This window comes from uncultured Nostoc sp., from assembly GCF_964245445.1.
GTDB lineage: Bacteria > Cyanobacteriota > Cyanobacteriia > Cyanobacteriales > Nostocaceae > Nostoc.
The window spans coordinates 1-12,468 of the sequence record NZ_CAXTNE010000026.1; the positions used below are offsets into that span (position 1 = coordinate 1).

Annotated in this window: 10 protein-coding genes and 1 pseudogene; 5 read left to right on the forward strand and 6 right to left on the reverse strand. The window is 41.0% G+C overall.

Features of this window, described 5'->3' with window-relative positions:
- Together ACFE90_RS06945 and ACFE90_RS06950 are read left to right on the forward strand one after the other, a co-directional pair.
- Positions 1–3,081, forward strand: a 3,081-nt coding sequence (locus tag ACFE90_RS06945; protein ID WP_375499005.1) for a response regulator, incomplete at its 5' end; no start/stop codon positions are given.
- 32 nt (positions 3,082–3,113) lie between these two features.
- Positions 3,114–3,435: pseudogene (locus ACFE90_RS06950) on the forward strand (hypothetical protein); the annotation flags it as partial.
- Positions 3,436–3,448: 13 nt separating this feature from the next.
- Here ACFE90_RS06950 and ACFE90_RS06955 read toward each other — a convergent pair.
- Positions 3,449–4,066, reverse strand: coding sequence for a hypothetical protein (locus tag ACFE90_RS06955; RefSeq protein ID WP_375499007.1), 618 nt, complete (start codon positions 4,064–4,066; stop codon positions 3,449–3,451).
- 154 nt (positions 4,067–4,220) lie between these two features.
- Between ACFE90_RS06955 and ACFE90_RS06960 the strand changes: the two genes are divergently transcribed.
- From ACFE90_RS06960 to ACFE90_RS06970, 3 genes are all read left to right on the forward strand, one after another.
- Positions 4,221–4,976, forward strand: coding sequence for a TspO/MBR family protein (locus tag ACFE90_RS06960; RefSeq protein ID WP_375499009.1), 756 nt, complete (start codon positions 4,221–4,223; stop codon positions 4,974–4,976).
- Positions 4,977–5,511: 535 nt separating this feature from the next.
- On the forward strand, positions 5,512–6,048 hold the full coding sequence (locus ACFE90_RS06965) for a universal stress protein (protein WP_375499071.1): 537 nt from the start codon (positions 5,512–5,514) through the stop codon (positions 6,046–6,048).
- Positions 6,049–6,242: 194 nt separating this feature from the next.
- Positions 6,243–6,608, forward strand: a complete 366-nt coding sequence (locus tag ACFE90_RS06970) for a DOPA 4,5-dioxygenase family protein (RefSeq protein WP_375499011.1) — start codon at positions 6,243–6,245, stop codon at positions 6,606–6,608.
- 134 nt (positions 6,609–6,742) lie between these two features.
- On the opposite strand, the gene ACFE90_RS06975 is transcribed toward ACFE90_RS06970, so the two are convergent.
- From ACFE90_RS06975 to ACFE90_RS06995, 5 genes are all read right to left on the reverse strand, one after another.
- Positions 6,743–7,048 (reverse strand): hypothetical protein, encoded by a 306-nt coding sequence (locus ACFE90_RS06975; RefSeq protein ID WP_375499013.1) that lies wholly within the window; start codon positions 7,046–7,048, stop codon positions 6,743–6,745.
- A 512-nt stretch (positions 7,049–7,560) separates the two neighbouring features.
- Complete coding sequence (gene coaE, locus ACFE90_RS06980) at positions 7,561–8,157, reverse strand: dephospho-CoA kinase (protein ID WP_375499015.1); 597 nt, start codon at positions 8,155–8,157, stop codon at positions 7,561–7,563.
- A 62-nt stretch (positions 8,158–8,219) separates the two neighbouring features.
- Positions 8,220–9,857 carry a uroporphyrinogen-III C-methyltransferase gene (gene cobA / locus ACFE90_RS06985; RefSeq protein WP_375499017.1) on the reverse strand — a complete coding sequence of 546 codons (1,638 nt, stop codon included), beginning with the start codon at positions 9,855–9,857 and terminating at the stop codon, positions 8,220–8,222.
- 142 nt (positions 9,858–9,999) lie between these two features.
- Complete coding sequence (locus ACFE90_RS06990; protein ID WP_375499019.1) at positions 10,000–11,145, reverse strand: hypothetical protein; 1,146 nt, start codon at positions 11,143–11,145, stop codon at positions 10,000–10,002.
- Positions 11,146–11,518: 373 nt separating this feature from the next.
- Positions 11,519–12,468 (reverse strand): tetratricopeptide repeat protein (locus tag ACFE90_RS06995; protein ID WP_375499021.1); only part of this gene is annotated, 950 nt, incomplete at its 5' end.

Sequence of the window (12,468 nt, forward strand, 5' to 3'; positions counted from 1 at the left end):
GAAGGGAAGTTAGGCGGACAAGCTAGAGTCCCTGGCGCGGCTGGAACTTGGAAAGATTTGACGGATAATGTGAATGAATTGGCTGCTACACTGACAACTCAGTTAAGAGCGATCGCAGAAGTTGCTACAGCTGTAACTAAGGGTGATTTAACTCGTTCAATTGCCGTCGAAGCACTAGGGGAAGTAGCGATCCTCAAAGACAACATCAACCAGATGATTGCCAACCTGCGGGAGACAACGCAGAAAAACACCGAACAAGATTGGTTGAAAACTAACCTAGCCAAGTTTACCCGAATGCTGCAAGGGCAGCGAGACTTAGAAACTGTATCTAAACTAATTCTCTCAGAACTAGCACCCTTAGTAGGAGCGCAACACGGCGTATTCTTCCTAATGGAGTCTGGGGAAAATGTACCGTATTTGAAACTAATTAGTAGCTACGCTTACCGCGAACGCAGACATCTGGCTAACCGCTTCTATTTGGGTGAAGGTTTGGTGGGACAATGCGCTTTAGAAAAAGAGCGAATACTGCTGACGGAAGTGCCAAGTGATTATGTCAGAATTGCCTCTGGTTTAGGAGAATCGTCTCCACTTAATGCCGTGGTGTTACCTGTACTTTTTGAAGGACAGGTGACAGCAGTCATAGAATTAGCATCCTTCCGCCGCTTTAGCGAAATTCATCTGACATTCTTTGACCAACTTACCGAAAGTATAGCGATCGTCCTCAACACGATCGCAGCATCCATGCGAACTGAAGAATTACTCAAACAGTCGCAATCTTTGGCTGAAGAACTCCAAACCCAGCAAGATGAACTCCGGGAAACCAACAAGCGCTTAGAACAACAAGCTCAATCACTCAAAACCTCAGAAGATTTACTCAAAGGACAACAAGAGGAGTTGCAACAAACCAACGCCGAATTAGAAGAAAAGGCAGAGTTGTTAGCTATGCAAAAGAAAGAAGTCGAGCGTAAAAATCGTGAAATTGAACAAGCAAGACTCTCTTTAGAAGACAAGGCTGAACAACTCGCCCTTTCTTCAAAATACAAATCAGAGTTTCTCGCTAACATGTCCCATGAACTGCGGACACCACTAAACAGCTTGTTGATTTTGGCGAAGTTGTTGTCAGATAACATTGATCGCAACCTCACCGCCAAGCAAGTCGAATACAGCCAAACAATTTACTCAGCAGGTAATGATTTGTTGGCGTTAATCAATGACATTCTCGATCTCGCTAAAATTGAATCGGGAACTATGTCCATTGACATGACCCAAATGCCATTGACAGAATTGGGCGATCAGATTGAGCGCACCTTCCGACAAATCGCTCAGAGCAAAGGGCTAGGTTTCACAATTGAATTGACTCCCGAATTGCCCACAACCATCAATACAGATGTCAAACGCTTACAACAGGTGTTAAAAAATCTCCTCTCCAACGCTTTTAAATTTACAGAAAAAGGGGAGATACGCTTACAGATTGCGGTGGCGAAGCAGGGATGGAGCAAAGACCAAGAAACTTTAAATCGCGCCCAAAATGTCATCGCCTTCTCAGTCAGCGATACAGGCATTGGCATTGCCCCCGACAAGCAGAAAGTGATTTTCGAGGCATTTCAGCAAGCCGATGGCTCTACCAGTCGGAGATACGGCGGTACTGGATTGGGCTTATCAATTAGCCGTGAAATTGCCCGTCTCTTTGGCGGCGAAATTAAACTAATCAGTCAACCCGATCAAGGTAGCACCTTTATATTTTACTTCCCCCAATTGAGTGCTGAGTCACGAGTTTCGAGTCCTGAGTCAATATCAACAAAACCATTCCCTACTCCCTACTCCCCACTCCCCAGTAGAGACGCGATTAATCGCGTCTCTACCCACTCTCCACTCCTAAATGATGATCGCGCTGTTATTGAAAGAGGCGATCGCGTGTTACTAATTGTTGAGGATGACATTAATTTTGCGCGTATCCTGCTAGAGATGGCACAACAGCAAGGATTCAAGGTGATCGCTGCCCAAACAGGCAGTACAGGTTTGATGTTAGCGCAGCAATTCCAGCCTTCAGCCATTTTGCTAGATATCAGGTTGCCAGAAATGGATGGTTGGACTGTATTAGATCGTCTGAAGCATGACCCGAATACCCGCCACATTCCTGTACATATCATGACCGTTGAGGAAGGGAGACAGCGCGGTTTGCAACTAGGAGCGATCGCATATCTGCAAAAGCCCTTAACCAGCGATACAATATCCGAGGCGTTGACCAAAATTAAAGGTTTTGTTGAGCGCCAGGTGAAAAATTTGTTAGTAGTCGAAGACGACGACACTCAACGGCTTAGTATTGTCGAGTTGATTGGTAACAGCGATGTTTCTACCATTGCTGTGGGCACTGGTGCAGCAGCTTTAGAAGCCATTCGTTCCCAGCATTTTGATTGCCTCGTTCTCGATTTAGGGCTACCTGACATGACTGGGTTTGAACTGATCGAGCAGATAAAGCTTCTACCTCACGGTAAAACTTTACCAATTATTGTCTACACAGGTAGAGAAATTAGCAAAGCTCAAGAAACGGAACTCAGACGAATTGCCGAAACAATCATCATTAAAGATGTGCGATCGCCCGAACGTCTCCTTGATGAAACAGCATTATTTTTACACCGAGTCCAAGCAAATTTACCAGCACCAAAACGAGAAATACTTGAACAACTGCATTCAATAGACTACTTACTCGCTGGCAAAAAAGCGCTAATTGTAGACGACGATGTGCGTAATATCTTCGCGCTGACGAGTATGCTGGAGCGTTATCAAATCCAGGTTTTATATGCTGAGAACGGCAGCGAGGGGATTACCCTATTGGAAAGTACACCAGATATTGATGTGGTTTTGATGGATGTAATGATGCCGGAAATGGATGGTTACGAAACAACACGCTTAATCCGCCAAAACGAGCAATTTAAATCTTTGCCGATTATTGCACTGACTGCTAAAGCCATGCAAGGCGATCGCGAAAAGTGTATTGAAGCTGGCGCATCAGACTACATCACAAAACCCGTAGATACTGAACAACTGCTTTCACTATTGCGTGTTTGGCTATACCGTTGATCATAGCAGGGGGCAGGGGGAGAGAAAAAGCTTATCTCCACCGCACCCAGCCCTCAACCTCCGCAATTGAAATTCTTAATCCCCAACAAATTAGGATTTTAAAAGCTAAATCTTCTAAACTACCCAAGCTGCTAACAGTTAGTTGGGCGCTTGGTTGCGTTGGCATCGCCCGTCTTGGCGGCTACCTAGAACATCGAAGTAAACACCCATTCACCCATTGGTATTCAACTACTATGGCAAGGTTGGTTAAAATTGCACGATCTCTGTGTTCGCGTAGAGTCTCGTAGAGAGGGTTGGAAGCTGAACAAGTTACCCCTAGCGCATGGAGAAACTCATGCCGGGTGGAAGTATTGAGCGAAATAAGCTACTAGCTACAATAAGCCAGACTGCTTAATCCGGGAGTATTTACTAAGTCAGTATTGGCTATCCAACCATTACCGGATAACTCTCCAGGGAAACTTCTGGAAAGGTCGATTTCTACCCAAATATAATTTTCAGATTTGTATGACTTAACTATATTACCTGCAACCAAGTTCACAAACACGATTGTGTTGGAATTAAGTGTTGTAATAAAAGCTCCTTTTGTACTTGGTTGACCACGTAGAGTTACAGGTTGTACAATTTGCCGACATGCACTGCCAATAGTAGGTTTACTCCACAAGTTTTGAGCGTTGTTATTCGTCTGACAAAACTTCAGCACAGCAGTTTGAATAAACCCTGAAGTCGGAGCTTTAATTCTGACAAATCTATCTCCACTAGCTGGTATATATGCTAAAACAATGTTCGTTTTTGCCGGCAATATTCTGATAGCGTTGGATGATGTTGAAGGTTCTTTGAAAATTGCAGTATCTACTTTAGTTGCACGACAACTCGACTGTGAAGAATTGGAGGGAGTCTGCGCGATTTGAGCAAATACAGGTATACCCAGAGCAAACGTAGCAATCTTTACTAGAGTAAAAATATACAATAACTTCTGAAATTCCACGTTTTTTCCTCAATACCACTTACGAAAGACTGTACATTAGATTCGGAACTATAAACTCTGAGGTTACAAGAGCCTACAAAAATTATTTTAACCATTAGACTATCATATAATGGCTTATTAATACTAATTAGAAACTACGGAAAATCTATTAATTATGAATAAATCAAATAATACTGGAATACTTGAACAGTTTGTCAATACAGTGATGGGGGTAAAAACTTTTAAAAAACAACAGTCTCCAAATGCATCAATAACTACTACACAAGAACTAGATATCAGAGCAGTTTTAGTTTATACAATAGGGACGATTCTACAAATAGTAGTTATGATTCTCGTGTTGCTGGTTATGGAAAAATTAGTAATGTTGATTGATAATAATTCTTCTTTTTCCAGTTGGCTTAACATTTTATTGACTGGATTATTTTTTGCTATATTAAGTATCCGTTCACGATTTTTTTCTCTTTTAGATAATACCCGTTCTCGTCAGATCTATGACCAGGTAATCAAACCAAAATGGTCTCCTCCACCTTTAGTATTTCCCATAGTTTGGATGATAATTGCCATTTTACGGGTAATTTCTTCTCTATTGATTTGGCAGCAAATGAATCACCAATTTTTAGTGCTACCTTTAATTTTGTTTGTGGTACATCTGGCTTTAGGGGATACTTGGAATACAATTTTTACTGTAGAACGGAGATTAGGTGCTGCTGTACCTGTAGTTATTTTAGGCCCTTGGTTATCTGCTGTAGTGGTGACGGTAATTTATTGGCAAACTAATGCTGTAGCAGGAATAATTTTATCATTTTCTTGCCTATGGCTAACTGTAGCTACTGTATTGGTAGTTAGAATTTGGCAATTAAATGGTTCTGAGCCATTGTATCCTTTAAAAATAACAGTGGTGGAGAAATAAATACCTAAAATTTACCTTGATATAAAAGTAATAAAAAATATTATTTGACTTTTGAGTACCGCATTTAACATACATAAAAAACGTATCGATTCTAAACTAGATTGATACCTATTTGATGACACGCCCTAGTACCGCAAAGCAAAAGTCAAAAGTCACGCATTCAAAAAGCTTTAATTTCAGGCTTTCTGGCTGTAATAAAACGGTAGGTTTATTTCCGCCGACCTGTACTAGTAAGGTGGCAAATACCGTGTGATATTTGTGTAAGCGAAGGTGTGAAAATTTGCCTAAACCAAATACTGAGTTATTACCGTATATTGCAATACACAGTATTCTTAGTAATTAAAGATAAATGTCTTCCTCACAAATTCCTCAAATTGTTTTGCTATAAACATAAATATAGGGCGAAAGCCTTTAATAAATTTAAAATTCACAAGTGACTAAACATAGTTGAGGGATTAGTCATTTTTGACAATCCAGCATCTGGAAACCAGAAACCGTAAAGACCATTTACCAATGAAATCGGAGGTCTATTATGATGTTTAAAAAGATTCTAGTTGCATTAGATCGTTCGGAAATAGGGCAACAGGTTTTTGAGGAAGCCTTGGGTTTAGCAAAGTTAACACAAGCTAGCTTAATGCTAGTGCATGTCCTATCTCCCGAAGAAGAGGGTAGTCCTTACGTACCTATGCTGTCTAATTTTGACTACTATCCAGGATTGAGCAGTCAAAGCTTCGAGTTATATCAAAAGCAGTGGGATACCTTTAAAAACTTAGGAATCCAGATGTTACAATCTTTCTGCGCCCAAGCTAACGCAGCAGGTATAACTACGGAATTTACACAAAATATTGGTAATCCTGGCCGCATCATTTGTGATTTTGCTCATAGTTATGATGCTGACCTAATTGTAATGGGGCGTCGAGGTCGTTCTGGGCTGATGGAACTATTTCTCGGTAGTGTGAGTAACTATGTTCTTCACCATGCTCCTTGTACGGTACATGTTGTACATCTTTCAGTTGCTCCTAAAACACATGAAGTTGTCAAAGAAACTACAAGCAGCTTAAGCGTTAACTAATTACTAACATTGCATAAATCTGAGCGAGCCAAACTCTGAATTTGGTTTATTCTCGCCTACCTACTTCCTTCAATCTCCACAACCGATCCTTAACCGCACGGTATTGGGCTAAAATTAAGCGTAGACATCGCTTTTTCAGTGAAAAAGAAAAAGTCTGCTACCTAAAATTAGAGTTGAGAACAAAAAGTGGATCTATGGAAGAAGATACTATTAAGATCACTGGTTTTCATGCTCATGTTTACTTCGATCCCGCCAGTCGGGATGTAGCTGCGCGTGTACGTGAAGGATTGGGTGTTAGGTTTGACGTGCAACTCGGACGCTGGTTTGACAAGCCCATCGGCCCCCACCCAAAAGCAATGTATCAAGTTGCTTTCTTACCGAATCAGTTTGATAAAGTCGTTCCCTGGTTAATGCTTAATCGTGAGGGATTGGATATTCTCGTCCACCCTGAGACAGGCGATGCTGTGGCTGACCACGCAGTTCATTCTTTATGGTTAGGAGAAAAGCTAGATTTGAATATTGAGTTTCTTCGACGGCTTAATTCGACTTTATCTAATTAAAATAGGTAATTTACTTTATTGGGTAAAAGTTCTGGATTGCCGCGTAGAACTTTTTCTGTTGAACTATGTTAAGGAATATTAAACCGATTAGCGTTGAACAAAATTTAAATTATAAATTATCTTGACTTTAATATTTAGTCAATCGGCACTTGCTTGAGTAAAGCTATCCACATATCGGATGGATCTGAGTAATAATCAACTTCCTCAACTTGATATTGATAAGATTCACAACCTTCTTGTAAAATAATGCGATCAGAGGGTTTAATGCCTGTCTTGCTTCCAGTTATATACCCGATTGTTCCTTCATTGAGGCGCTCAAATACGTAGTCGCTTCCAGAAACTAGTTGGCTATAATCGTGTACTTTATGCTTCTGTTTTAATTCGTTTGCTGGAAAGCTAACTAGGGCTAACTTACTTAAAAAACTAAAACTTAAGTTCATACTCGTCCTGATCAAAGATATAAGTGAGTTTTCCCCAAGAAGAAATCTATAACGAAGAGTTCTGGACTCTAAGTGAATCTTAATTCCTTTCAATCACCAATCCAGAATTGAACAGGTGGACAATCTAGTTAGTAATCAACCACATTGACAGCTAGTAAAGGCAATTTATCACCCAATGTCTAATTAAGCAGTTCGTTGAGAAGGTAATTAATAATAATTTTAAAAGAAGATCAATAATTTTCAATTATCTTTCTTAAATCTTAATTTTCAGTTATTAATGTTTGAATTAGTGTTTGAATTAGTGTTTGATTTTACTCTATGATATCTTTTGCCCAATAACTATTTAAATTTACAGTACCATCAATTGCAGCTTCAACTGTAAAATCACCTAATTATTGGACAAGAATAGGTCAGATATGACATTCTTTTACTTAACTAGATAATCATAAAATTTATAAAGCTTTTATGTCTTGAGAATGTCATCTATGCATCTTTTTTAAGATAAATAGCATCTAGTTTTTACTAGTGGTTTTTAGGGCTACATCTACCTGCTCTAGTAATACTTCTAGGGTGGAAGAGTTATCTAAAACGACATCTGCATGAGCAACTTTTTCTTCGATAGATAATTGGCTGTTGATCCTGGCTTGTGCCTGTTCTCTATTTAAATGGTTTCGTTGTATCAATCTTTCTAGCTGTTGCTCTTGTGAACAACGCACTACCCAAATTTCTGTAACTAAATTAGTCATGCCAGCTTCAAATAATAGAGGCACTACTAACACCAGTATTTGTGAGGAAGATAGGGCGATCGCTTCCTGAAAGCGATCGCGCACATCTGGATGAATCAGATTATCTATCCAGTTGCGTTCATCTTGACGATTAAAGATAATTTCGCCTAGCTTTTGGCGGTTGAGGCTGCCATCTGGTAATAAAATTTGTTCGCCATAACGTTGAGCGATCGCACCAAGAATAGGTGAACCTAAAGATACTGCCTCTCTAGCATAAATATCTGCATCCAGAATTGACAGGTTATAAGCGTTAGCCAAATAATTGGTGACAGTGGTTTTGCCTGTGGCAATACCGCCAGTTAAGCCGATTATACGTTTTGTCATTAGTCATTAGTCATTAGTCATTAATTATTCTCCCCCTGCTTCCCCTGCCCCTTGCCCCTCATCTAATAACTTGTCGCCCATGTTATCAATGCTTGGGTTAAACCATCTAAAGTATATTCTTGGGCTTCTATATCCACACGCCTGAATAAAAAATGACAGGTTTTGGAGGTTTGAGGCCCGATAGAGGCAATACAAACGCCCTCTAAGAATTGACTAGGATCAGAGTTATTGGAAAATATCTTGTTAGTAAGTTGACAGAAAAATTGCACAGTTTTAGAACTGGCAAAAGTAATCACATCTATCTTGCGGTTTTGGAGAGCTAGCTGTGCCTCTGGTGGAATACCACTTGGACAACAAGATTGATATGCGGCAACTTCTATCATTTTTGCTCCCTTGAGAGTTAATTCCTTAACTAAAATTTCTCTGCCGCCGCTTTCAACTCTGGGAAATAAAACCTTTTTACCATGCAGATCCTCTGGGAAATTTTCCACTAAAGAATCGGCAATAAAGTTGGGAGGAATAAAATCTGGTTGGATAGAGTGTTGTTTGAGACAATGGGCTGTTTTCTCACCAACGACGGCAATTTTAACGCCTGCTAAGGCACGACTATCTTTACCTTGGGCGTTTAGCCTTTCAAAAAAGTAGTCTATGGCATTGGTAGAAGTGAGAATTAACCAGTCGAAGTCAGATAAATGAGCGATCGCATTATCCAAAGCTTCCCAACAGGAGGGCGGGCCGATTTCTAAGGTAGGCATTTCGATCACTGTTGCACCTAATGCGATGAGGCGATCGCTAAATTGGCTTGACTGTCCAACTGAACGTGTCACCAAGATTGTTTTGCCACTGAGAGGAAGACGAGATGAGGGGAAGTTACTTAACATAGGTTGGGGTATAAAAATACTCTCGTTCACAGCAGGAACCTGGGAATGTCTTTTTCCAGGTTCCTGCTTGATAATTTGGTCTAAATATATATTCTCAGGTTGTAAATACTTCCGTAGCCCAACAACTTCGCCAATAACAATTACTGCTGGAGAAAGGGATAATTCGGTGGTTTGTTCCACAATATTGCCCAGTTGCGCTGTCCAAATTTGTTGACGAGGAGTTCCTGCCCAACGGATGATGGCAATGGGTGTTAAGTGCGATCGCCCGTGTCGCACTAGTTGATGTACAATTTCTGGCAGATGTTGCCCTCCCATCAAAATTACCAGTGTCTCTAGCCGTGAGAGTGCCTCCCAGTCTAAAACTTCTGGTTCATGAGCTGTAAGCACTGCAAAAGTGCGACTCAACACTGGATCTGTGAGGGGAATTCCTGCTAACAAAGGTGCTGCAAGGGCTGAGGAAATTCCTGGTACTAGTTCAAAATCACAACCAGATGCTTTGAGTGCTTCAATTTCGGAAGTGCAACGCCCAAAAATCAACGGATCGCCTGATTTGAGCCGTACAACTTGTTTCCCTTGCTGGCAATGCTTTACCAGTAACTTGTTAATTTCAGCTTGGGTTGTACTGGGTTTACCACCGCGTTTCCCAACATCCAACTTCAAACAATCAGGTGGTACGCACTGCAATAATTGAGCATCTACCAGGGCATCGTAAACTAAAACCTGAGCAGCAGCTAAGAGATTATAAGCTTTTACCGTTAGGTATGCCACATCTCCAGGCCCAGCACCTACAAGGTAGACTTTACCTTTTTCTTGAGTCATTAGTTATTAGTCATTAGTCATTGGTCATGGTTCTTCTCCCCCTGCTTCTTTTCTAGCCCCAATACCCTTTATAAGAATCACGGTATGCGTAAAACGAGCGTGTATTTAGGGCTTGCTGAAAAACTCGATAAAAGTTATTGCATTAACTTCTTTGTTGTATAACTGCACTGCTAGAGTGAGTTTTGCGCTTGAGTGCTGCAAATAAAATTACACCAGCACCGAACGATAAAATCGGAAAGCCTGAAGTTGGTTCAGCTACAGAGACAGATGAGACTGGCGTCAAGAGGAAGGCGTGGAATTCATCATTAACTGCACCAGAACCTACAATTTGTCCATTAATATTAATGGCAAATGCTACTCTCAAGGTAAAGCCAGCGTCTGAACCAGGAGCAATTAAGTCATTTAAATCGTACAGAGTGTTATCACTATAAAGAAAAGGCTTCAGATCATTATAAGTGCCAGAATACCCGACTACTTGACCCAAATTATTGATCCCCTCACCAACACTGAACAAATCTGTAGGACTTAACTTACCGAGGTTTTGGAGTCCCGTGCTGGAACTGTAAAGGAAAGCACGACCATCACTTACTCCAGTGAGTCCAGAAGTACCAACCACTTGCCCTAAGTCATTAATATCCAGTGCTGAACTGTAGTTGTCACCAGGGAGGGTGCCGAGATTAGTAATTATGCCGTTATCGTATAAAAAGGCGCGGCTGGGACCGAAAATGCCGACTGCCTGACCTAGATTATTTATGCCATAGGCAACATAATTTTCTTCTAAATTATTGTTAATGATAGTCGTCGTACCATTGCTGTATAGGAAAGCGGTCCCGGCGGGAAAGGCAAGCTTTGGGAATATACCGCCGCCAGTCGTACCGCCAACCACCTCACCTGAGTCATTGATAGCATAAGGAATGCCGTTAAGACCGATACTTTGGGTTGTTCCACCACTGTAAATAAAGGCGTGATTATCAAAGCCCGAATTACCAACTACTTGCCCCAAATTATTGATACTTTCCACTGAAAGTTCATTGTCGCCAGGTAGTGGACTAATTTTTTTGAGCGAACCATTACTGTACAAAAAAGAAGAAAAAGAATCCCCAGAAGAATTAATGATTATCTCACCTGAGTCATTGATGTCTTGAGCATAACTGACGGGGTCTCCAGTAAGAGCGCCTAAGTCAGTAACTGAATATAAAGATGCCGCCAATGCCGACTTGGATGCAATCAGACTGATTGCAGTCAAGGTTATTGCTGTTATACAGGATTTCCACTTAAGTAAAACCATGTTACTTTTCCATGATTTTTTATTACCCTACCAAATTACCACTGAACAGTAGATGGATGCGTAAGCTAGGAAGTCACCGATTTTCAGAACATATATCACTTTAGGCTAAAAAACTCTCAATAAGTCTGTGTTTGTTTTTGTAATTTTAGTAATAAATTACACTATTAAGTTTGACAAATACCCAATTCGTTTCCATGCGATCGCATCCTATCTTAGTGAGCAGCTCAATCCGTATGCGCGACGGGGATCGAAATTGCCAGGGATATTTTTGGTCCAATAGGAATCCCATGACCCACTTCAAGAAGTCCGGCTTTATAATATGGCAGATAGCAATGTCTTAAGAATCTCAGTGGCTTCAGCCTTAGAGTGTCAATCAATTCGTTCGGATATTCATTTTTTGGATTAGCTGATCAACTTGCTCAACCATTTCCTTGTTTTCCTCAGCTTGGAATAACTCTCTGGCTTTTTTGAGATTAACGATCGCTTCTTCTAGCTGTTTTTCTCTTCCCAAAGTGATCCCCAAATTATAGTAAGTGAATGCATCGTTGGGTACAAGGCTAATGGCTTTTTTGTAATGGGCGATCGCTTCTTGTGGTTTACCTTGATCATCCATTGCATTTCCCAAACCTGTATAAGCTTGTGCATGTTTGGGATCGAGGCGAATCGCTTCGTTATAGTCGGCGATTGCTTCTGTTAGCTTGCCTTGAGCGTAAAAAGCGCTTGCTAAATTATAGTGAGCGTCTGCATAGTTGGGAGCGAAGCTTATGGCTTTTTTGTAATGTGCGATCGCTTCTTCTAGTTTGCCTTGAGCGTACAGAGTATTTCCCAAGGCGTTATAACCGGCGGGATTTTTTGGAGCGAGGCGAATGGCTGCGGTATATTCGGCGATTGCTTCGGCTGGCTTTCCTTGAGCATACAAGGCGTTCCCTAAGTAATAGTGAGCGTCTGCATACTTGGGATCAAAGCTAATGGATTTTTTGTACTGAGTAACTGCTTCTGCTAGCTCACCTTGATCGTACAGAGCATTTCCCAGACGCGTGTAAGTTGGCGCATAATTGGGTTTGAGGCGAATAGCTGCTGTATATTCGGTGACTGCTTCTGTTAGTTTGCCTTGAGCGTAGAGAGCATTTCCTAAGTTATAGTGAGCGTCTGCATAGTTTGGTTCAAGGCTAATAGCTTTTTTATATTGTGCGATCGCAGGTTCTAACTGATTAAGTCTTGCTAAAGTCAAACCCAAATTAAAGTATGCTCCAGAGTTTTTCGGATCGAGGCTAATGGCTTTTTTGTAATGTGCGATCGCTTCTTGTGGTTTACCTTGATCGT

Bases quoted from the DNA above. Each gene is read 5' to 3' on its own strand.
- ACFE90_RS06975 (WP_375499013.1), bottom strand. From the start codon at position 7,048: ATGAACTTAAGTTTTAGTTTTTTAAGTAAGTTAGCCCTAGTTAGCTTT.
- ACFE90_RS06960 (WP_375499009.1), top strand. From the start codon at position 4,221: ATGAATAAATCAAATAATACTGGAATACTTGAACAGTTTGTCAATACA.
- ACFE90_RS06990 (WP_375499019.1), bottom strand. From the start codon at position 11,145: ATGGTTTTACTTAAGTGGAAATCCTGTATAACAGCAATAACCTTGACT.
- ACFE90_RS06970 (WP_375499011.1), top strand. From the start codon at position 6,243: ATGGAAGAAGATACTATTAAGATCACTGGTTTTCATGCTCATGTTTAC.
- coaE (WP_375499015.1), bottom strand. From the start codon at position 8,157: ATGACAAAACGTATAATCGGCTTAACTGGCGGTATTGCCACAGGCAAA.
- ACFE90_RS06965 (WP_375499071.1), top strand. From the start codon at position 5,512: ATGTTTAAAAAGATTCTAGTTGCATTAGATCGTTCGGAAATAGGGCAA.
- cobA (WP_375499017.1), bottom strand. From the start codon at position 9,857: ATGACTCAAGAAAAAGGTAAAGTCTACCTTGTAGGTGCTGGGCCTGGA.